Here is a 21,127-nt window from a genome sequence, read left to right as displayed (position 1 = left end):
GCTCGATCCCGCGCCCATATCAGCGGCATGGCGATCCAGATCCGTACGTCCCTTGCCGAGCCGGAGACCGGCACCGACTTCGTCCCTCACCGCCCCAACCGCCCGCAGAAGGTCGAGGGCGGCCGTCGCTTCACCCTCGTCAGCGAGTATCAGCCCTCCGGCGACCAGCCGACCGCGATCCGCGAGCTGGTCGACGCCGCCAGGGCGGGCGAGCGCGACCAGGTGCTGCTCGGCGTCACCGGCTCGGGCAAGACCTTCACCATGGCCAAGGTGATCGAGGAGATGCAGCGCCCCGCGCTGATCCTCGCGCCTAACAAGATCCTCGCCGCGCAGCTCTACGGCGAGTTCAAGAGCTTCTTCCCCGACAACGCGGTCGAGTATTTCGTCAGCTATTACGATTATTACCAGCCCGAAGCCTATGTCCCGCGCTCCGACACGTACATCGAGAAAGAGAGCTCGATCAACGAGTCGATAGATCGCATGCGTCACTCGGCGACGCGCTCGCTGCTCGAGCGCGACGACGTCATCATCGTCGCCTCGGTGTCGTGTCTCTACGGCATCGGTTCGGTCGAGACCTATTCGGCGATGATCTTTGACCTGAAGAAGGGCCAGAGCGTCGACCAGCGCGAGATCGTCCGCAAGCTGGTCGCGCTGCAATACAAGCGCAACGACGCCGCCTTCCAGCGCGGCAACTTCCGCGTGAAGGGCGATACGCTCGAGATCTTTCCCTCGCACTATGAGGACAGTGCCTGGCGCGTGTCCTTCTTCGGCGACGAGATCGAGGAGATCGTCGAGTTCGACCCGCTCACCGGCAAGAAGAGCGCGTCGCTCAACACGGTGCGGATCTACGCCAACTCGCACTATGTCACGCCCGGGCCGACGATGAAGCAGGCCGCGGAGGCGATCCGGCATGAGCTGAGCGAGCGGCTCAAGGAGCTGGAGATCGAGGGCAAGCTGCTCGAGCGCCAGCGGCTGGAGCAGCGCACCAACTTCGACCTCGAGATGATCGCGGCGACGGGCAGCTGCAACGGCATCGAGAATTACAGCCGCTTCCTCACCGGCCGCCTGCCCGGCGAGCCGCCCCCCACCTTGTTCGAGTATCTGCCCGAGAACGCGCTGCTCTTCGTCGACGAGAGCCACCAGACGATCGGCCAGATCAACGGCATGTCGCGCGGCGACCACCGCCGCAAGATCACGCTGGCCGAGTACGGCTTCCGCCTGCCCTCCGCGATCGACAACCGCCCGCTTCGTTTCAACGAGTGGGACGCGATGCGCCCGCAGACCGTCTGCGTCTCCGCGACGCCGGGTAGCTGGGAGATGGAACAGGCCAGCGGCGTCTTCGCCGAGCAGGTGATCCGCCCGACCGGGCTGATCGACCCGCCGGTCGAGATCAAGCCGGTCGAGGAGCAGGTGCAGGACCTGATCGTCGAGTGTCGCGCCACCACCGAGAAGGGCTATCGCACGCTCGTCACCACGCTGACCAAGCGGATGGCTGAGGATCTCACCGAGTACATGCACGAGGCCGGGATCAAGGTCCGCTACATGCACTCCGACGTCGAGACGCTGGAGCGCATCGAGCTAATCCGCGACCTGCGCTTGGGCGTGTATGACGTGCTCATCGGCATCAACCTGCTGCGTGAGGGGCTCGACATCCCCGAGTGCGGGCTGGTCGCGATCCTCGACGCCGACAAGGAGGGCTTCCTCCGCTCCGAGACGTCGCTGATCCAGACGATCGGACGCGCCGCGCGCAACGTCGACGGGCGCGTGATCCTCTACGCCGACCGGATCACCGGCAGCATGGAGCGCGCGATGAACGAGACCGCGCGCCGCCGCGAGAAGCAGGAGGCGTATAACCGCGAGCACGGCATCACGCCGACCACGATCCGCCGCAACATCGGCGACATCATCGCGCACGTCGCCTCGAAGGACCAGGTCACCGTCGAGATCGACGACGAGCGGCCGCACATGGTCGGCCACAACCTGCGCGCCTATATCGAGGAACTCGAGAAGAAGATGCGCAAGGCCGCATCGGACCTCGAGTTCGAGGAAGCGGGCCGGCTGCGCGACGAGATCCGCCAGCTCGAGCAGGAGGAGCTCGGACTGCCGGTGGAGCAGCACAAGGCGCCGCTGATGGGCCGCTCCAATGAGGGCAAGCCGGGGACGCGGAAGACCCGGTTCGGCAAGACGCAGCGCAAGTTCGGGAAGAGGTGAGAGCGTCCTGCGGCGCAGGGAAGCAACCCCGCGAGTGTTGCCAGCCGGCACCGTCACTTCGGGTCAGCCCCACAGTCGTATCAAAAACTTTCCGTCATCCCGGACTTGGTCCGGGATCCACCGGCCCGCATACTCGAGAGGCGTTGGTTTGGCGGAAGAGTGTATCCCTGACCAAGCCCAGGATGACGGAAAGGTAAGGGCCTGTTCGCATCTCGCGCAAGTTCTGCTGAAGATTGCGCGGGCGAGCCTTTCCTCGCCTCAGCCTAGCAGCATCTCCTTCACCCCGTGACGAAACAGGCCTCGCCCGCGACCTTGAGCCGACCGCAGAGGTTCGCCGCGTTGCCCGCGCTCCCCGCGTTGACCCGCAGCCGATAGACGTTGCGCCCGTTGACCGTCGCCGGCTGCACCACCTTGCCCAGAGCGGCGACATAGCCAAAGCGCTTGGCGATCGCGCTCCAGGCGACGTTCGCCGCTGCCTCGGTCGGGAAGGCGCCAAGCTGAACCAGCGCGCCACCCGTCCCGGCCCCAGGCACGCGCGGCACCGGCGCGGCGACGGGGCGTGCCGCGCGCAGCGGTGCCGCGGCCTGCGGCACCGCCGCGCTGACCGAGGGGGCGCCACTGGGCGGCGTCGGCGTCGCGCTGGGCGCCGCGCTCGGGCGCGCGATCGGCGCCTCGGGTACGGCGGAGAGATCGATCGCCGCCGCGCTGTTGCTGCCCGCGCTCGCCGCGATCGCCGAGTCGCCCTCACCCTCCACCTTGAGCCCGCCGGGCTCGTCGGGGCGGATCTTATAGTCGCCCGCCGGCGCCGCGATCAGCGCGCCCTCGCCGCCCGCGCCGCGCTGGTAATGGTAGAGGCCGAACAGCACCGCGCCGAGCACCACCAGCCCCAGCAGCACGAGCAGCACCACCCGGCCGACCGGAGCACCCTCGGGCTCGTCCGGCTCGACCGTCTCGAGCCAGGGCAGCCGGTCCTCGTCGCCGCGCGCGAACGACCCAGACCTCGACATCAGTGCATCTCCGTGACCGCCTCCACGCCCATGATGGCGAGGCCGTTGCGGATAATCTGGCCGATCGCCGCGGCCAAGGACAAGCGCGCGGCGGTGACCTGAGCATCCTCCGGGACGAGGAAGCGACGCTCCGGTCGATCGTTGCCGACATTCCACAGCGCGTGGAACTCCGCCGCCAAGTCATAGAGATAAAAGGCGATGCGGTGCGGCTCGCGCGCCGCGGCGGCGGTCTCGACCACGCGCGGGAACTGTGCCGCGCGCTTCACCAGCGCCAGCTCCTCCGTATCGAGCCGGGACAGATCGGCCGCCTCGGCGCTGATCCCCGCCTCGGCCGCGCGGCGGTGAAGCGAGTGCACCCGCGCGTGCGCGTACTGCACGTAGAACACCGGATTCTCCTTCGACGCCTCCACCACCTTGGCGAAGTCGAAGTCCATCTGCGCGTCGGAGCGGCGGGTCAGCATGGTGAAGCGCACCACGTCCTTGCCGACCTCGCGCACCACGTCGGCGAGCGTGACGAAATTGCCCGCGCGCTTCGACATCTTGACGGGCTCGCCGCCGCGCAGCAACCGCACCATCTGCACCAGCTTGACGTCGAAACGCGTCTTGCCCTCGGTCAGCGCGGCGACGGCGGCCTGGATGCGCTTGACCGTGCCGGCGTGATCGGCGCCCCAGATGTCGATCAGCTGGTCCGCGCCCTGCGCCTTCTGGAAGTGATAGGCGAGGTCGGCGCCGAAATAGGTCCAGTTGCCGTTCGACTTCTTGATCGGTCGGTCCTGGTCGTCGCCGAAGCGGCTGGAGCGGAACAGCGGCAGCTCGACGGGCTCCCAGTCCTCGGGCGTCTCGCCCTTGGGCGCCTCGAGCACGCCGTCATAGACGAGGTCGCGCGCGCGCAGCCACGCCTCGGCCGCCTCGGGCTTGCCCGCCGCCTGCAGCTCCGCCTCGGACGAGAACAGGTCGTGGTGAATGCCGAGCAGCGCGAGGTCGTCGCGGATCAGCACCAGCATCGCCGCCACCGCGCGCGCGCGGAACAGCGCGAGCCACTCGCTCTCGGGCGCGGCGGCGTAGCGGTCGCCGAACTCCTCGGCGAGCGCGCGCCCGACCGGGATCAGATAGTCGCCGGGGTATAGCCCCTCGGGCACAGCGCCGACATCCTCCCCGAGCGCCTCGCGATAACGCAGGTGCGCCGAGCGCGCGAGCACGTCGACCTGCCCGCCCGCATCGTTGACGTAATATTCGCGCACCACCTTGTGCCCGGCGAACTCGAGCAGGCTGGCGAGCGCGTCGCCGACCACCGCGCCGCGGCAATGCCCCATGTGCATCGGACCGGTCGGGTTGGCGGAGACATATTCGATGTTGACGGTGACGCCCTCGCCGCCGGACGAGCGACCGTAATCCGCCGCCGCCGCATGGATCGCGCCGATCTCGCCGCGCCACACGTCGTCGCGCAGGCGCAGGTTGATGAAGCCCGGCCCGGCGACGCTCACCTCGGCCACGTCGGGCAGCTGGCGCAGCTCGCCCGCCAGCGCTTCGGCGAGCGCGCGCGGGTTGGTTGCGGCCGGCTTGGCGAGCACCATCGCCGCGTTGGTGGCGAGGTCGCCGTGGCTGGGATCGCGCGGCGGCTCGACGGTGACGTTGCGGCGGTCGAGCCCCGCGGGCAGCAGGCCGGCGGCGGTGAGCGCGTCGAGCGCGGCGTCGAGGTGAGCGGCGAAGCGAGTGAAGAGCGTCATAGGCGCGGCGCCTTAGCCGATGCGCGAGGGCGACGCAAAAGCGCGTGCGGCGATGCGGGATCGACAGGTGCAATCGCTGCAATCACGTTTGCGAATCACTCAGTTGCGCATGTTGCGGCGCAACATCCATGCTGCGACGCATCAATCGGGCACTCGCCCCCTAGCCTGGAGCAACGTTCATGCGCACCACCACTATCCTCGCCGCCGCCGCCGCGCTGACCGCCACCGCCGCGACCGCCGCGCCGGCCGAGCGCAGCTTCACGCGCGACGGCCACACCTATGTGTACACCACCAGCGCGCTGGACTCGCAGCGCACCGTGATCGAGGGCCGCGAGGTCGGCCGCGGCGGTCGCTTCCGCTTGGTCGTGAATGGCGATCGTGTCTCGGGCCAGGCGAACGGCGTGCCGGTCTCGTTCCGCGCCGCTCAGCCGCTGTCGACGAACGTCGTCGGCGCTGCCAACTGAGCGAACGGGCCGCTCGCCCGTTGGGCTGAGCTTTCGTCGAGCCGTTGATCTCGACACCGACGCGGCGTGCTCTTGGCTGAGCGCGCCGCGCTGGCTCACACCGTCCGTTCGTCCGCCAGCCCGCACGGCGCCCCGGTCTCCACCTGCAGCGTCGCGTGTCCGATCCCGAAGCGGGCGTGCAGCATCTCCTGCGCGGAATGAAGGAAGCCGTCGCCGGGGTGACCGCCCGGCATGCAGAGATGCGCGGTGAGGCTCGGCTCGGTCGTCGACATCGGCCAGATATGCAGGTCGTGGATCGCCGCGACGCCCGGCAGCCCGGCGAGCGCGGCGCGTACGCCGTCATAGTCGATCCCGCGCGGCACCGCCGCCAGTGCCATCTCCACCGTCTCACGCAGCAGCCCCCAAGTCTGCCAGAAGATCACCGCGGCGATGACGAGGCTCACCGCCGGGTCGATCCAGCCGAAGCCCGTGAAGTAGAGCGCGATTCCGGCCGCGACCACGCCCGCCGACACCACCGCGTCGGCGAGCATGTGGAGATAGGCGCCGCGAATGTTGACGTCGCCCTCGCGTCCGCGCGCGAACAGCCAGGCGGTGACGGCGTTGACCGCGATCCCGGCGCCGGCGACGAGCGAGACGGTCAGCCCCGGCACCGGCTGCGGCGCGCCGAAGCGATGTACCGCCTCCAGCGCGATCGCGCCGATCGCCACCAGCAGCAGCAGCGCGTTGGCGAGAGCGGCGAGGATGGTCGAGCCCTTCAACCCGTAAGTGAAGCGCTTCGACGGCGCCGCCCGCGCCAGCGTCGCGCCCCCCCAGGCCACCGCGAGGCCGAGCACGTCGGACAGATTGTGTCCGGCGTCGGCGAGCAGCGCCATCGATCCCAGGATCAGCCCGGCCGCTCCCTCGGCGACGACATAGGCGAGGTTGAGCCCGATTCCGATCGCAAAGGCGCGGTCCCAGCGCTCCGGTGGGGCGTGGTGATGGTGGCCGTGCGACTCGTGATCGTGGTGGTGGTGCGCGTGCGCGTGATGGTGACCGTGGCCCATGCGGGCGCGTCTACCATCACGGGGGCGGCGCGCGCCAGCGGCGCAGCGAGGGCCAGGTTGGCAGTCGAAGTGAGGGTGCTAGTCAGGGCTATTGAACATCGTTTCGCGGAAAGATCCTCCCCGCTCGCGGGGAAGGGGGACCGGCGCGCGAAGCGCCATGGTGGAGGGGGCTCTCCACGCAACGCAGCGTTCGCGGACAACCCCCTCCACCACCCGGCTGCGCCGGGCGGTCCCCCTCCCCGTACCGGGGAGGATCTCACTCCCTCGCCGCATCGAGTAGCGCAGCGTCCGAGGAAGCCCCACCGCTACCTGCTTCGCCGCTTGGATTTTCCTTCCTCACCCCGTCTCGAGCAGCCGCTCCGCCTGGGCCCGCGCCTCATCGGTGACGGTGGCGCCCGACAGCATGCGCGCGATCTCCTCGCGGCGCTCGGCCGCGTCGAGCGGGCGCACGCCGGTGCGGGTTACGACACCGTCGCTCGACTTGGCGATCAGCCAGTGCGTCGCGCCGCGCGCCGCCACCTGCGGGCTGTGCGTCACCACCAGCAGCTGGGTCGCCTGCGCCAGCCGCGCCAGCCGCTCGCCGATCGCGCTCGCCACCGCGCCGCCGACACCGCGATCGATCTCGTCGAAGATCATCGTGGTCGCGCCGCCCTCCTGCGCCAGCGCCACCTTGAGCGCCAGGATGAAGCGCGAGAGCTCACCGCCCGACGCGATCTTGGCGAGCGCCGCGAAGGGGGCGCCCGGGTTCGTCGCGATCTCGAACTCGACCCGGTCGCGCCCAGCCGCCGACCAGTCACTCTCCGCCAGCGGCGCGACCACGGTGCGGAAGCGCGCGGCGTCGAGTTTCAATGGTGCCAATTCATCGGCCACCGCGGCATCGAGCCGGGTCGCCGCGGCGGTGCGCGTCGCGGTCAGCTCGGCCGCGGCACTCTCGTAGCGCGTGCGCGCCGCCGCCACCGCGCGCTCCAGACCGCTCAACCCTTCCTCGCCGGCATTGAGCCGCTCGAGCTGCGCCGCCAGATCGCCCGCCAGTGCGGCGAGCTCATCGGGCTGCACGCGATGCTTGCGCGCCATCGCACGAAGCTCGAACAGCCGCGCCTCGTCGTCCTCGAGCTGACGCGGGTCGTACAGCAGCGCCGCGGCGGCCTCGCGCAGCCGCTCCTCCGCCGCGCCCCCCTCGATCAGCGCGCGATCGACCGCCGCCAGCGCGTCGCCGAGCGCGGGATGGTCCTCCGCGATCCGCTCCAGCACGCGCGCGGCCTGGCGGAGATGAGTCAGCGCCCCGTCGCCGCCGTCGAGATGGTCGGTCACCGCGCCCAGATCGTCCGCCACCTTCTCGGCGCGCTGCATCGCGCGTCGCCGCTCGGCCAGCGTCTCCTCCTCGCCCGGCTCGGGCGCGAGCGCGACGAGCTCGGCGACCGAATGCTCGAGCCACTCGCGATCGCGCTGGGCCGCGGCGATGCCGTCGCGCGCCTCGTCCAGCGCGCGCTCGGCGGCACGCCATGCTAGGTGCGCCTCGGCCACCGCGCGGGTGTTGCCGCGGGCATACGCGTCGAGGAGGGCACGATGACCTGCCGCGGCGAGCAGGCCGCGGTCGTCGTGCTGCCCGTGAATCTCGACGAGCAGCGCGCCGACTTCTCTCAGCAGCGCCGCCGACGCGGGCTGGTCGTTGACGAAAGCGCGGCTGCCGCCGTCGGCCTTGACGATGCGGCGGATGATCAGCGGCTCGCCGGGGTCGAGCTCCAGCCCGTTGTCGGCGAGCAGCGCCGCCGCCGCGGGCGGCGCGTCGAAGCTGGCGGTCACGACCGCCTGGGTCGCGCCGCTGCGCACCAGCCCGCTCTCGCCGCGACGACCGAGGGCTAGCCCCAGCGCATCGAGCAGGATCGACTTGCCCGCGCCAGTCTCGCCGGTGAGCACGCCGAGTCCGGCGCCGAACTCCAGCTCGAGCGCCTCGATCAGCACGACGTCACGGATGGATAGCGCGGTCAGCATCGGCCTGCGCTCCTTAGCGGCGAATCGTGCGCCTGTTTACCCCTTCTGTTCCGCCGCAACCGCTTATTGCGGCGCGCTCGGCGTCGTCGCGGGCGTGTCGGTGACCGCACCGGGGGCGGTGCTGCCCGACGGATTGTCGCCGCCGGTGGTGGTCGGCGTCGTCGGCGCGGGCGCCTCGGCGCTGGGCGGGGCGGCGGTCGCCTCGCCCGGCACGCTCGGCCGAGTCGCCACCGGCACGACCAGCTCGCCTGGCGCGAGCGGGGTCAGCGGCTTGGCGGGATACTCACGCATCAGCTTGTAGGCGCGCTGATACCATTCGCTGCCCGGGTAGTTGGCGCCGAGCACCGCCGCGGCCTTCTCCGCCTCGGGGCGGACGCCGAGCGCGAGATAAGTCTCGGTCAGCCGCATCAGCGCCTCGGGCGCATGGGTCGTGGTCTGATACTCGTCGACGACGCGGCGGAAGCGCAGCGTGGCGGAGAGCCACTGCCGGCGCCGCTCGTAGAAGCGGCCGATCTCCATCTCCTTGCCGGCGAGATGGTCGCGCACCAGATCGATCTTGAGTCGCGCATCGGCGGCGTAGCGCGTGTTGGGATAGCGCCGCGTCAGCTCGCCGAGCGCGTCCTGCGCCTGCGAGGTGATCTTCTGGTCGCGCGTGACGTCGTTGATCTGCTCGTAATAGCTCATCGCCACAAGATAGTAAGCGTAGGGGGCGTCGCGGTTGCCCGGGTGCACCGACAGGAAGCGCTGCGCGCCCTGAATCGCCTGAGTGTAATCGCGGTTGAGGTAGTAGCTGAATGCGCCCATCAGCTGCGCGCGGCGCGCCCAGACCGAATAGGGGTGCTGCCGCTCCACCTCGTCAAACAACGCCGCCGCCTCCTTGTACCGGCCCTGATCGAGCCGCTGCTTCGCGGCCGAATAGAGCGTGCCCACGTCGCGCGCGACATAGGGCAGATCGGCCCGATTGGATTTGCCCGCGCAGCCGGCGACCGGCAGCGCCAGCGCGGCGACGAGCCCGAGCGCGAGCGGCCGGACGGAGGGGGAGCGGAAAAGGGGGGTACGCATCGACCCGGCTCTTAGCTTAAGGAGGTCGCGACGAACAACGGCTTTCACGCGGACGCAACGCGCCGCGCGCACGACACGTTGTCGCCGCTCGATCCGCTCGCACCCAAGGAGTCCGCATGCCCGCTACCCTGCTCGCCACCAAGCGCGTCGAGAAGCCCTGGGGGCGGCACCACCTGTTCCCCGGCTTCCCCGATCCGGCACCCGATGCCGAGCCGATCGGCGAGATCTGGTTCCAGTCGCCCCACCCGGAACAGTCGGAGCTGCTGATCAAATACTTGTTCACCAGCGAGAAATTGTCGGTGCAGGATCACCCTTCCGACGAGGAGGCGCAGAAGCGTGGCCTGCCGCGCGGCAAGGACGAGTGCTGGACCATCCTGGCCGCCGAGCCCGAGTCGACGATCGCGCTCGGACCGCTCCAGCCGATCACGCGCGAGGAGCTGCGCGCGAGCGCCGAGGATGGCAGCCTCGAGCACAAGCTCGACTGGAAGCCGGTGAAGGCGGGCGACTTCTTCTACTCGCACTCGGGCGTGATCCACGCCATCGGCGCGGGCCTTACGCTGATCGAAGTGCAGCAGAACTCCGACACGACCTATCGCCTGTTCGATTACGGCCGGCCGCGTGAGCTGCATCTCGACGACGGCGTCGCCGTGGCCGACCTCGAGCCCTACGTCGATTATCCCTCGCCCGGCGAGGTCGCGCCGGGGCGCATCATCCTCGTCGAAGGTCCCAAGTTCGTGCTGGAGCGCTGGACCGGCGGCGCGCGCGAGATCGCGCTGCCCGAAGGCACGACCGGCTGGCTCGTCCCGATCCGTGGCGAGGGCGTGGTCGCCGGTGTCGAGTGGAAGGCGGGCGAGTGCGTCACCGTCACGGGGCACGAGCAGCTGCACGCGTCGAACGATGCCGACCTGCTGTTCGCCTACCCCGGGCAGCGGCGTCTGTGAGGCTGCGGCAGGAGCGTCGCTAACATAAGCTAAGCTCCTGAATTTGATCCATAGTAAATCTTCTTCGCTCCATTCTCGCACCATTCATGTTAGCGATGTGCATCAGACCGCGATCGCGGCACGGACACGGGGATGGACGCGATGGATCGCGCGGCGTCGCGGAGCCTGATGAGTTGCCTAGTTGACGAGCACATGCGGGTCGTCGACGCCGACGACGACTTCGTCGCCATGCTGGGTTACGGGCGCGACCTGCTGGTCGGCCGCAGCGTCCTGGAGTTTACGCACCAGGACGATCGTACCGTCAATCGTCAGCGCTCGGACGCGCTGCTCGCCGGCGGCGACCCCTTCTCGATCACCAAACGCTACATCGCCGCCGACGGTAGCGCTATCTGGGTGACCAACCACGTCAGCCTGTTCCACACCGGTACCAAGCGGCGCCAGCTCGCCACGGTCGAGGTGCTGGAGACGCCGCGGGTCGAGGATCAGCGCCGGCTGCTTCGGGTCGCGGCCGAGCGGATCCTCGCCAAGCGGCGGCTGCGCTCGCATTTTTTCCAGGGCGAGATGTTCGGCGAGCCCGCCTTCGACCTGATGCTCGATCTGTTCGTCCAGGAATTGTCCAACCGCCAGACCTATACCACCAGCGCGGCGGTCGCGTCGGGGGCGCCCCTCACCACCGCGCTGCGCCAGATCACCATGCTGGTCGAACGCGGACTGGTGTGCCGCGAGGCCGATCCGGTCGACCGCCGCCGCGTGCTGCTGCGGCTGACGAGCGAGGGCAGCAAGCAGATGTGGGACTATCTCGCCGCGGCCGAGAAGATCTGAGCGCCGCGCCATGCTCGGCTCGTCGCCGGGTCGGCGCGCTTCACCGCAGCACCGCCGGCGGCGTCATTGCCGGTTCAGCCGCCACCCGGTCTAGACGGCAGCCCGGCCCGGCGACGGGCCTCAGCCAGTCCGCCCGCCGCATCGCGGGCGGGGAGAACAGTTCGCATGACCGACGTCCCTCGCCCGCGACCGGGACGCACGCTCGCCGCCGCGCTCGCGCCGCTGGCGCTCGCCGCCGCGCTCGCCGCCGCGCCCGCGACGGTCGCGCGCGCGCAGGCGATCATGCCCGTCGCCAATCCGGAGGCCGACCGGCTCGCCGAGCTGGTGCGGCGCATCGGCGCGTCGCCGCGCGACCTCTCCGCGCTGGTCGAGGCGGGCGAGCTGTCGTTCAAGCTCGGCGATGCCACCGCCGCCGCCGCGCTGTACAAGCGCGCCGAGGCGATCGATCCGCGCAACGCGCGCGTGAAGGGTGGGATCGCGCGCATCCTGGTCAACGGCGAGCGCCCCGGCGAGGCGCTGCGCTATTTCGACGAGGCGCAGCGCTATGGTGCGGTGATGGCGCGTTACGCCGACGATCGCGGACTGGCCTACGACCTGATCGGCGAGCAGGAGCGCGCCCAACGCGACTATCGGCTGGCGCTGGCGCAAGGCGGCGTGCAGGGCGACGAGCTCGACGAGATCCGCCGCCGCTACGCGCTCTCGCTCGGCATCTCGGGGCGGCAGCAGGAGGCCTTGGCGGAGATCGACGCGCTGCTGCGCCGCTCCGACCGCGGCGCGTGGCGCGCGCGCGCTTTCATTCTCGCGATGGGCGGCGACGTCTCCGGTGCGAACCGCATCGCCACCGGGATGATGCCGCCGGGCATGGCGCAGGGACTCGCCGCCTTCTTCCAGCGTCTGCCGACACTGAACGCCGCCGACCGCGCCTTCGCGGTGCATTTCGGCGAGGTGGCGCCGACCGCTGCGCGGCTCGCCGACGCGCGCATGGTGCCGGTGCTGCCTGTGCTCGGCGCCGATCCTTACGCGCCGCGGCGGCTCGAGGTCGCCGCCGTGACACCGACGCCCGTCGCGGAGAAGCCGCTGTCGCGCAGCGAGCAGCGCCGCCGCCTGAAGGAAGCCGAGCGCCAGCGCCAGCTCGCGGCGCGTACGGCGTCGCCAAGCCGGCAGATCGCCGCGCGTCCCGCCGTATCTCCGACGCCGACTCCGACTCCCCCGCAACAGGTCGCCGCCGCGTCCCTGCCCGCGATACCGTCGACCGCGGCCGCGCGCACGTGGCCGCTGGCCTCGGCCGCGCCCGCCAGCGTCGCGCGCGCACCTGCCGCACCCGCGCCGGACACGTCCGTTACCACTGCCAACGCGGCGCCGACCACCGCGCGCGCACCTGCCGCGCCCACGTCGAGCGCCGTAGCCGCTGCGGCGCCGGCGCCGAGCGCCTCGACCTCGACCTCGCCGCCGACCGCCGCCGTGCAGGTTGCCGCTGCAACGTCTCCGCCACCGACGCCGACGCCGCTCCCCTCACCCGCCGCATCGCGCCCCTCCGCGGCGCCCGCGCCCGCGATCGGCACCGCGCGGCCGACGCCCCCGCGTCTGGGCGAGGACTCGATTCTCGCGCGCATCGTCGCGGGCATCTCGGTGCCTGGCGCCGAGCTCGGCGTGGCGCCGATGCCGGGCACGCAGCGCGTCGTCGCGGTCGCCGCGCCGCCCGCCCCGACCGGTGCCTCGCTCGACGAAGCGGCGGCGGCGGCCGAGCGCAACGCGGCCGCCGACGAGCAGAAGCGCCAGCGGCTCGCCGCGGCGAAGCGCGTCACCACGCGCGACGTCACCGCCGAGGAACCGGTCGAACCGACGCGGACGCGCGGCCGGCGACTCGCCGCCGCGGACAAGCGCACGTCGCGCGCCGCCGAGGAAGAAGATGCACCCGTCGGCAAGAAGGGCGCGCGCGGGCGTGCCGCTGCCGACGACGAGCCGCCCGCCAAGGGCACCGCCGCCAAGACAGCCGGCAAGAAGGGGGCGAGCGACAGGAAACTCGCCGTCGAGAAGGACAGCGACTCGGACGACGCCCCGGCCGGCAAGGCCGGCAAGACCGGCTCCAAGGTCTCGGCGAAGGGAGCGGCGAAGGCCGAGCGCGAGGAACCCGCGCGGATCTGGGTCCAGGTCGCCGGCGGCGCCAATCCCGGCGATCTCGGCAAGGCGTGGAAGTCGGCGCAGGGCAAGGCGCCGGCTCTGGCCGGCAAGCGCGCCTATACGACGCCGCTGCGCGCGACCAACCGCGTCGTCACCGGTCCGTTCAAGACGCAGGCCGAGGCGCGCGCGATGGTCAACACGCTCGCCAAACAAGGGCTCTCCGCCTTCACCTTCACCAGCGAGGCGGGCCAGAAGGTATCCCGGCTCGACGACCAGTGAGCGGCACCCCGCACCGTGCGCCCTGGGCGTCCGACCCGGCGCGCAGCCGCGGTCGGCTCCACCGCGAGGACGTGGGCGACCGTGGCCCGCGCGACGCCTTCCAGCGCGACCGCGACCGCATCATCCACTCGATCAGCTTTCGCCGACTGCGTCACAAGACCCAGGTCTTCCTCGCGCCCGACGGCGACCATTTCCGCGTCCGGCTGACGCATAGTCTGGAGGTGGCGCAGATCGGCCGCACGATCGCGCGCACGCTCGAGCTCAACGAGGATCTTACCGAAGCGTTGTGCCTCGCGCACGACATCGGCCACCCGCCGTTCGGCCACGCCGGCGAGGACGCGCTGCGCGCTGCCACCCACGCGCGCGGCGGCTTCGACCATAACGGCCACACGCTGCGGACACTGATGCGGATCGAGCGTCCCTATCCGCGCTGGCCCGGCCTTAATCTCACCTGGGAAACGCTCGAAGGGCTGGCCAAGCACAACGGCCCGGTGCGCCGCCCCGGCTGGGCGCTGGCCGAGGCGGACGCCGAGGCCGCGCTCGCGCTAGAGACGCACGCCTCGCTCGAGGCGCAGGTCGCCGCACTCGCCGATGACATCGCCTACGACAATCACGACATCGACGACGGATTGCGCGCCGGCCTGCTGACGCTCGACCAGATCATGGCGGTGCCGCTGGTGGCTCAGGGGTGGGGCCGAGTCGAGTCGCGCTTCACCGACGTGCCGCGCGCGCGTCTGGCCGGCGAGCTGATCCGCAGCCAGATCGGCGCGATGGTCAACGATCTGATCGCCGAGTCGCGGCGCCGCATCGACGCCGCCGGGGTGACGAACGTGGAGGAGGTACGCGCCGCGGGGCGGGCGCTCATCGCCTTCTCGCCCGAGATGGCGGCCGCCGAGCGCGAGCTGAAGCGCTTCATGTACGCCAACCTCTACCATCACCCGCGGCAACTCGCCGCGGCGGAAGCCGCCGCGCAGGTCGTGGCGGGGCTGTTCGCCGCCTATCGCGACGACCCGGCGCGGCTACCGGACGAGTGGCGCGCGCGGCTTCCCGAGGACGAGCCCGGGATCACGCGCCACATCGCGGACTTCATCGCCGGCATGACCGATCGCTACGCGATCGCGCGCTACCGCGAAGTGGTCGGCGCGATCGACCTGCCCGAGGGCTTCTGAACCAGCACCAAAGCGGAAGGGCGACGCTCCCCTCCCTACTGCCCGAGTCAGTTCAGATGGAGCGTCGTCGCCGCGCTGGCCGCGATCCGGCGTGCGCCCCCACTCACGCGGCGCCAACCGCGCCGCGGCATCGCGCGGTCGTAGTAGCTCGACGAGCGAGCGACATGGTGGATCATGTCGCCGTAGCGCCGCCCGGCGTGTGCGGCGACGTCGACCATGTTGATCACAGCACCGGTGATCGAGCGGCCGAACACCTGCACCGCGACCCGCGCCGCCTCGGGATCGGTCTTGCCCCAGCGCAGCACCAGCAACGTCGAGTCGGCCACGTCGGCGAGCATCTTGGCGTCGCGCACCGGCAGGATCGGCGGGGCGTTGAGGATGACGAGGCTGTAATGCTCGCGCAGCTGCGCGATCAGGCGCGGCAACCGCGGCGAGCTCAGCAGCGCGCCCGGGTCGAGCGGCGCCTGCCCCGCCCCGAGCGAGGCGAACGGCTGCCCCTCGTGCGACACGCTGAGCTGGTCGAACGAGGCGTCGCCCGCGAGATACGCGACCACGCCGGTCTGCGGCACCTCGCCGGGTGCGGCGCTGCCGAGCGCGAGCTCGGGGCGGCGCAGGTCGAAGTCGACCACCACGACGCGCTGGTCGACCCGCGTCGCGGTCGCGGCGAGGCTCTTGGCGATCGTGTTCTTGCCCTCCGCCTCCAGCGGCGAGGTGATCACCACCACGTGCGACTGGCTGGTGCGACGCCCCTCCAGCTCGATCAGCAGGTTGCGCATCGCCTCGGCGAAGCGCGAGCGCGGTCGCTGGTTGACCAGATCGTGGCTCGCCGCACCCGACCCATCCTCCAGCCGCGTGTCGGGCACCATCGCCAATGTCCGCACGCCGAGCAGCCGCTCGACCTGCTCGGCGGTGCGCAGCTTGATGTCCATCATCTCGACGACCAGTGCGAGCACCGCGCCGAGCGCCGCGGAGGCGAGCAGCGCGATGCCGAGTGCCTGCTTGGGCAGCGGTGAGCTCGGTGAGTCGGGGATCGGCGCGCGCGAGACCACCGCGATGTCCGCCTTGGTCTGCGGGTCGAGGCTGAGCTTGCCGTTGAGCAGCGCCGCGACCGAGCTGTACAGCGCGTTGGCGGTCTCCGCCCGGCGCTCGAGCTCACGCAGCTGCACCGCGGCGGCGCCCTGCGCCAGCGCGGTGCCGCGGATGCCGGATGCGCTCGCCGCCATCGCCGCGGCGCGCGCCTGGCTTGCCCCCGCCTGCGCGGCGAGATCGGTGCGAATGCGCGCGCTCTCCTGGTCGATCCGAGTGCGCAGCGCGGCGATCTCGGCGTTGACCTTGGCGACCTCCGGATAGCCAGGGCCGTAGAAGCCGGCGAGCTCGCTCTGCCGCCGCGCCAGCGTCGCCTCCTGTTCGCGAAGGCCGGCGAGCAGCGGCGAGGTGGCCGAGCCCCCCGCCTGCGCGCGGCGCGCCTCGGCGATCCCGTCCGCCCGCGTCTGGCCGACAAGTCCGGCGAGCTGGGACGCGCTCGCCGCTGCGCCGAGCTCGGGCTGCGACACGAGCAAGCCGTGCGACGTGCGGAAGGCGGCGACCGCGCGGTCCGCCGCGACCGCGGCGTCGCGCGACTGCGCGAGACGGGCGCTGAGATCGTCGATCGTGGCGACGCGCGAGTCGGTCGACTCGGCCATCTGCGACTTGATGTAGGTATCCGCGACCCGGTTGGCGATCAGCGCGGCCTTGCGCGGGTCGGCCGAGGAAGCGGTGATGTTGATCATGCTCGACCGCGCGACACGGCTGACGTCGAGCCGCTCGATCAGTCGGTCGACCACCGCCTCGTTGCGCGCGCGCTCGATCGCTTTCGGCGTGACCGCGGCGGTGACCGTCGGCGGATTGATCCAGCCGAGCAGCCGGTCGAGCAGGCCCGGCCGCGCGTCGCGAGGCGGCGCGAACTCGGGATCATTCGCCAGGCGCAACGTCGCGGCGACCTCGCGTGCCAGGTTGCGCGATTGAAGGAGTTCCACCTTGGTCTCGATCGCGGTCTCCTGGCTGGGGCTGACGATCGCGGTCGGCAGCGCGGCGACGTTGGTGCTGGCGTCATCGGGCTTGACGATGATCGTCGCCGTCGCGCTGTACACCGGCGTGGTTCGCAGCACGACGAACAGCGCCGCCGCGACGCCGAGCAGCACCACCAGCGCGATCAGCGCGGCGCGCCGATAGAGGATGCGCACCACCGAGGCGAGATTGAGATACCCCGATCGGGTCCCGGGGTGTGCCGAACGCGCATCCGTCCAGTCGCGCTCGCCCCAGTGCGTCTCGCCCCCGTTTCTCTCGCCCGAGTCATTCTCGCCATGACGCATCATCGCCGGCGGCGCGCCGGGCGTGCTGAGTTCGCGCATCGGAGCTTCCTTCGGCTATTTAAAGCTGCATCTCGTGTGTCGGCGCCCGATCGCGCGTGCGCGGCTCGGCCGCCGCGGCGACGCGCGGTGACAAAGCGCCGTCGCTCGGCTGCGCCAGCCCGCGGCTCAGCGCCCAGACCGCGGCCTGGGTACGGTTGAGCACGTGCAGCTTGCGCAGGATCGACTTGACGTGGACCTTGACGGTCGCCTCGGTGATCGAGAGCCGCCGCGAGATCACCTTGTTGGGCTCGCCCTGGATGAGGCCCTGCAGGATTTCGAGCTCGCGCTCGGACACGTTGACGTCGCCCAGGTCGATCTCCGGCTCCACCGTAGCGGCTTCGAGGCGCAGCGAGGCGAGCTCGTTGACCACCTGCGAGGGCACCAGCTTCTCGCCCAGCACGATCAGCTTGAGCATCTCGGTCAGCCCCGCGACCGAGGTCTCGATGCTGAGATAGCCGTCCGCTCCCGCCTGGATCGCCTCCGCCACCGCGGCGCTCTCGCAGGCCCGCGCCATCACGGCGAGGCGTACCTGCGGCCAGCGTGCGCGCGCGTCGCGGCACATCCCCGTGGCCTCGCCGGGCGGTGCGCGCAACAACACCAGATCGGGCACGGCGGCATCGCATGCTGCCGCGCAGCTGCGTGCCACGCCGATCACGTCGAACCGCTCTCCCCCGAGCAGCCGACGCAGTCCTTCGCCCTCGATCTCATTCGGCGATACAATCAACAGGCCGATCCGTCCGCTCATCTGCTCCCCCCACGAGCTGATCGTCCGGTGTCTTCCGCACCGCCCCCACGATCGTTGTATGTGCTGCCGCGCCCTGGTCGACGTAATATAATTTGATCGCAGGCAAGTGAACGACGGCAAAGTTACAATTGACCCGTTTCAGGACAGGCGGAGTAATCCCCAGATCGTGACGCAGGCGATATGGATAAGCGCTTGTTACCCACGCACGTTAGTTCTTCGGCGTGACAAGTCTCTTCCTAGATAATCTGCTCCACTACTTTGGTTGAGGGTGGTACTCCGGAAGTGGTAGACCAACGGTGCGAGCGCGTTAATGCAGGGCGCGCACTCCATTGCCGGTCGAGCTGGAGGGCGGGTTGGCCTGCCCTCGCAGCAGCGATCGGCCGGATTGCGCGAGTCGACAGATGAACCAGCATCTCGCGTGAAATAAGGTGGCGAAGGCCAGCCCCTCGTCACCGGCGAGATAGCCGAACGCCTCGGCGATCACCCAGCGCGCCGCGCGCCGGTCCGGCAACGACTCGCGCCGGACGATCGCGATCGTCCACTCGCCGGCGCGAACGATCATCGTCCGGGGTGCCCCCGGAGCGACGCCGCGAGAAGGATCGAAGCGAATGATCATCCGCCGCGACCCTCGTCGTGCCTCGCGCAGGGGGCGGCGCTCCGCCGCGCCGCAGTGGGAAGCGGTCGCGCCTGCAGACGCGGCTCGGTCGGTCGTTGAAAGCGTGGCGCCCGCATGTCCCGTCGCGATCTGGTGAGACGAAGGCGAAGGCTGCGCCGCACGTCGGCGAGCGTCAACGGCTACGAGCGATTAACCCTTCGGGACGCGCAAACGCGTCAGGCGAGGATGTCGCCGAGCCCGTCGAGCGAATAGGGCTTGCGCAACAGTGCGAAGCCGTGGTCCTGCTCGCCGACCAAAGCGTGGCTGTAGCCGGTGGTCAGCACCACCGGCAGCGCGGGCCAGCGCGAGCGGACCGCACGCGCCAGATCGAGCCCGCTGATGCCCGGCATGATCACGTCGCTGAACACGAGGTCGAACTCGTCGCGGGCGCGTTCCAGCAGATCGAGTGCCGCCTCCCCGTTCGAGATCCAGGTGACGGTCTGGCCGAGCTCCTCGAGCAGCCCGCGCGCGAACTGCCCCACCGCCTCATTGTCCTCCACCAGCAGGACTCGACGCGACGGCAGCGGGCGCGTGGGGGCGCGCGGCGGTGACGCGACGACCGGCGCGGCACCTCCGGCCAGCGGCAGATAGAGCGTGAAGACGGTCCCGATCCCGGGCTCGCTGTGGACGTCGATCTCGCCCCCGCTCTGCTTGGCGAAACCGTGCACCTGGCTGAGCCCCAGTCCGGTCCCCTGATTGACGGCCTTGGTGGTGAAAAAGGGTTCGAAGATCTTCTCCAGCACCTCGGGCGCGATGCCGCTGCCGGTATCGCTGACGCGCAGGGCGACAAAGCGGCCCTCGGCACCGCCGTGGCCGCGCACCGCGGGCAGGCCGTCGACGATCGCCGGCACGAGCGAGAGCGCTCCGCCCGCGGGCATGGCGTCGCGCGCGTTGATGACAAGGTTGAGCACCGCGCTCTCGAACTGGTTACGGTCGGCGTTGACGATGGCACCCGCGAGGGTAGCAACGCTGAGGATGACAGTAGCGCCGACGCTGGTCTGCATCAGCGGCCGCATCTCGGCGAGCCGCTCGCTGACGTCGAACCGCTCGGGCTTGAGCGGCTGTCGGCGCGAGAAAGCGAGCAGCTGCGAGGTGAGTGCGGCGGCACGCTCGGCCGTCTGCGCGATCGCCTCGACGTATCGCTCGCGCTTCTCAGGGGCGAGCGTCGGAAGCTTGAGCAGATCGGCCGAAGAGCGGATGATCGTGAGCAGGTTGTTGAAATCGTGCGCGACGCCGCCGGTGAGCCGGCCGACGGCCTCCATCTTCTGCGCCTGCGCCATCGCCTCGCGGGCGCGCTCCAGCTCCTGCTGCGCCTGCCAGCGCTCGGTGAGGTCGCGCGTGATCTTGGCGAAGCCGATCAGCGCGCCGCTCTCGTCGCGGATCGGGTCGATCAGCACGCCGGCACGGAACCGCGCGCCGCCCTTGCGCACGCGCCACGCCTCGACCTCATATTTGCCCGCCTCCAACGCAGTGCGCAGCGCGCGCTCTGGCTCGCCACGCGCGCGATCCTCGGCGGTGTAGAAGGCGGAGAAATGCTGCCCGACGATCTCCTCGGCGTCATAGCCCTTGATCGCCTGTGCGCCGCGGTTCCAGTTGGTGACCCGTCCCGCGGGGTCGAGCAGGTAGATGGCATAATCGCGCACGCCCTGGACCAGCAGGCGGAAGCGCTGCTCACTCTCCAGCAGCGCGCGCTCGGCGGCGCGGCGTTCCGTGATGTCGCGGGTTACCTTGGCGAAGCCGATCAACGCGCCGCTCTCGTCCAGCACCGGGTCGATCACCGCGCTGGTCCAGAAGCGCGTGCCGTCCTTGCGCACGCGCCAGCCCTCGGCCTCGTACGTGCCGTGCGCCGCGGCCGCCTCGAGCGCGCGGCGCGGGAGCTCAGCGGCCTGGTCCTCGGGCGTATAGAAGCGGGAGAAATGCTGGCCGATGATCTCGGCCGCGGCATATCCCTTGAAACGCTCGGCACCCGCGTTCCAGCTCGCGACATGGCCGTCGCGATCGAGCAGGTAGATCGCGTAATCGCGCACCGAGTTGACCAATCGCTCGAAGCGACCGGCCCCGCTCAGCGCTTCCGGCACCTGCCATTCCTTCACGTCACACCCGCTATCGCTATCCAGGATCGGCCCCGCCGGACAGACCGCGAGATGAGCGATGTCGTCCCAAGAGCCTGGGCGGGTCAATGGCCCTGTCATAGCTCTGGATCATAGCGCAGGGCGCAGCGCGCCCTGCCTCGGCGCTGCTCGCACGTGCGCCCCCGCCAGCGGTGAGCTGCGGGGGAGTGTCGGTAAGGGGAAGGTTGGTTGCGGGGACAGGATTTGAACCTGTGACCTTCAGGTTATGAGCCTGACGAGCTACCGGGCTGCTCCACCCCGCGTCACGCTCTCCTTGGTGGAGAGCGGTGTGTGTGAATGGGTTCATGTGATGGTTTGTGTTGCAACGCGCTGGCTTCAATGCCTGGCGGCGACCTACTCTTCCATCGCTTGAGCGATAGTACCATTG

15 protein-coding genes and 1 tRNA gene are annotated in these 21,127 nt (G+C 70.5%); 6 read left to right on the top strand and 10 right to left on the bottom strand.

Going from position 1 to position 21,127, the window contains the following annotated elements; all coding sequences use genetic code 11:
* Positions 1-27 precede the first annotated feature (27 nt).
* Positions 28-2,211, top strand: a complete 2,184-nt coding sequence (gene uvrB / locus FHY02_RS00080) for an excinuclease ABC subunit UvrB (RefSeq protein ID WP_183919347.1) — start codon at positions 28-30, stop codon at positions 2,209-2,211.
* A 278-nt stretch (positions 2,212-2,489) separates the two neighbouring features.
* Here the strand turns inward: uvrB and FHY02_RS00075 are convergent, their stop codons facing one another.
* Entirely contained in the window at positions 2,490-3,218 is a 729-nt protein-coding gene (locus FHY02_RS00075; protein ID WP_183919346.1) for an SPOR domain-containing protein, read from the bottom strand.
* A complete protein-coding gene (argS, locus tag FHY02_RS00070; protein WP_183919345.1) occupies positions 3,218-4,945 on the bottom strand; it encodes an arginine--tRNA ligase in 1,728 nt (575 codons plus the stop codon). The genes FHY02_RS00075 and argS overlap by 1 nt, the downstream gene beginning before the upstream one ends.
* Before the next feature lie 179 nt (positions 4,946-5,124).
* Between argS and FHY02_RS00065 the strand changes: the two genes are divergently transcribed.
* Complete coding sequence (locus FHY02_RS00065) at positions 5,125-5,409, top strand: hypothetical protein (protein ID WP_183919344.1); 285 nt, start codon at positions 5,125-5,127, stop codon at positions 5,407-5,409.
* A 95-nt stretch (positions 5,410-5,504) separates the two neighbouring features.
* Here the strand turns inward: FHY02_RS00065 and FHY02_RS00060 are convergent, their stop codons facing one another.
* The 3 genes from FHY02_RS00060 to FHY02_RS00050 form a co-directional block, all read right to left on the bottom strand.
* Positions 5,505-6,452, bottom strand: coding sequence for a cation diffusion facilitator family transporter (locus FHY02_RS00060; protein WP_183919343.1), 948 nt, complete (start codon positions 6,450-6,452; stop codon positions 5,505-5,507).
* A gap of 336 nt (positions 6,453-6,788) precedes the next feature.
* Positions 6,789-8,444: a DNA repair protein RecN gene (gene recN, locus FHY02_RS00055; RefSeq protein ID WP_183919342.1), complete on the bottom strand. Its 1,656-nt coding sequence runs from the start codon at positions 8,442-8,444 to the stop codon at positions 6,789-6,791.
* A gap of 63 nt (positions 8,445-8,507) precedes the next feature.
* Positions 8,508-9,506 carry an outer membrane protein assembly factor BamD gene (locus tag FHY02_RS00050; RefSeq protein WP_183919340.1) on the bottom strand — a complete coding sequence of 333 codons (999 nt, stop codon included), beginning with the start codon at positions 9,504-9,506 and terminating at the stop codon, positions 8,508-8,510.
* A 116-nt stretch (positions 9,507-9,622) separates the two neighbouring features.
* Here FHY02_RS00050 and FHY02_RS00045 point away from each other — a divergent pair, with 116 nt between their 5' ends.
* From FHY02_RS00045 to FHY02_RS00030, 4 genes are all read left to right on the top strand, one after another.
* Entirely contained in the window at positions 9,623-10,447 is an 825-nt protein-coding gene (locus FHY02_RS00045; RefSeq protein WP_183919338.1) for a class I mannose-6-phosphate isomerase, read from the top strand.
* Between the two features lie 132 nt (positions 10,448-10,579).
* Positions 10,580-11,269, top strand: coding sequence for a PAS domain S-box protein (locus tag FHY02_RS00040; RefSeq protein ID WP_311731598.1), 690 nt, complete (start codon positions 10,580-10,582; stop codon positions 11,267-11,269).
* A 165-nt stretch (positions 11,270-11,434) separates the two neighbouring features.
* Positions 11,435-13,669: an SPOR domain-containing protein gene (locus FHY02_RS22775; protein ID WP_183919328.1), complete on the top strand. Its 2,235-nt coding sequence runs from the start codon at positions 11,435-11,437 to the stop codon at positions 13,667-13,669.
* A complete protein-coding gene (locus FHY02_RS00030; RefSeq protein WP_183919325.1) occupies positions 13,666-14,838 on the top strand; it encodes a deoxyguanosinetriphosphate triphosphohydrolase in 1,173 nt (390 codons plus the stop codon). The genes FHY02_RS22775 and FHY02_RS00030 overlap by 4 nt, the downstream gene beginning before the upstream one ends.
* Positions 14,839-14,885: 47 nt before the next feature.
* Here FHY02_RS00030 and FHY02_RS00025 read toward each other — a convergent pair whose 3' ends face one another.
* The 5 genes from FHY02_RS00025 to FHY02_RS00005 form a co-directional block, all read right to left on the bottom strand.
* Positions 14,886-17,228, bottom strand: a complete 2,343-nt coding sequence (locus FHY02_RS00025) for a Wzz/FepE/Etk N-terminal domain-containing protein (protein ID WP_183919323.1) — start codon at positions 17,226-17,228, stop codon at positions 14,886-14,888.
* 19 nt (positions 17,229-17,247) lie between these two features.
* Entirely contained in the window at positions 17,248-17,952 is a 705-nt protein-coding gene (locus FHY02_RS00020) for a response regulator transcription factor (protein WP_183919321.1), read from the bottom strand.
* Between the two features lie 328 nt (positions 17,953-18,280).
* Positions 18,281-18,535, bottom strand: coding sequence for a hypothetical protein (locus tag FHY02_RS00015; protein WP_183919319.1), 255 nt, complete (start codon positions 18,533-18,535; stop codon positions 18,281-18,283).
* A 269-nt stretch (positions 18,536-18,804) separates the two neighbouring features.
* Entirely contained in the window at positions 18,805-20,721 is a 1,917-nt protein-coding gene (locus FHY02_RS00010; protein WP_311731588.1) for a PAS domain S-box protein, read from the bottom strand.
* A gap of 204 nt (positions 20,722-20,925) precedes the next feature.
* A tRNA-Met gene (locus tag FHY02_RS00005) sits at positions 20,926-21,002 on the bottom strand.
* Positions 21,003-21,127: the final 125 nt, after the last annotated feature.

This window comes from Sphingomonas sp. BK069 (assembly GCF_014193405.1).
GTDB lineage: Bacteria > Pseudomonadota > Alphaproteobacteria > Sphingomonadales > Sphingomonadaceae > Sphingomonas.
This window is presented reverse-complemented; position numbering and strand designations above follow the sequence as displayed.

Bases quoted from the DNA above. Each gene is read 5' to 3' on its own strand.
- uvrB (WP_183919347.1), top strand. From the start codon at position 28: ATGGCGATCCAGATCCGTACGTCCCTTGCCGAGCCGGAGACCGGCACC.
- FHY02_RS00075 (WP_183919346.1), bottom strand. From the start codon at position 3,218: ATGTCGAGGTCTGGGTCGTTCGCGCGCGGCGACGAGGACCGGCTGCCC.
- argS (WP_183919345.1), bottom strand. From the start codon at position 4,945: ATGACGCTCTTCACTCGCTTCGCCGCTCACCTCGACGCCGCGCTCGAC.
- FHY02_RS00065 (WP_183919344.1), top strand. From the start codon at position 5,125: ATGCGCACCACCACTATCCTCGCCGCCGCCGCCGCGCTGACCGCCACC.
- FHY02_RS00060 (WP_183919343.1), bottom strand. From the start codon at position 6,452: ATGGGCCACGGTCACCATCACGCGCACGCGCACCACCACCACGATCAC.
- recN (WP_183919342.1), bottom strand. From the start codon at position 8,444: ATGCTGACCGCGCTATCCATCCGTGACGTCGTGCTGATCGAGGCGCTC.
- FHY02_RS00050 (WP_183919340.1), bottom strand. From the start codon at position 9,506: ATGCGTACCCCCCTTTTCCGCTCCCCCTCCGTCCGGCCGCTCGCGCTC.
- FHY02_RS00045 (WP_183919338.1), top strand. From the start codon at position 9,623: ATGCCCGCTACCCTGCTCGCCACCAAGCGCGTCGAGAAGCCCTGGGGG.
- FHY02_RS00040 (WP_311731598.1), top strand. From the start codon at position 10,580: ATGGACGCGATGGATCGCGCGGCGTCGCGGAGCCTGATGAGTTGCCTA.
- FHY02_RS22775 (WP_183919328.1), top strand. From the start codon at position 11,435: ATGACCGACGTCCCTCGCCCGCGACCGGGACGCACGCTCGCCGCCGCG.
- FHY02_RS00025 (WP_183919323.1), bottom strand. From the start codon at position 17,228: ATGCGCGAACTCAGCACGCCCGGCGCGCCGCCGGCGATGATGCGTCAT.
- FHY02_RS00015 (WP_183919319.1), bottom strand. From the start codon at position 18,535: ATGATCGTTCGCGCCGGCGAGTGGACGATCGCGATCGTCCGGCGCGAG.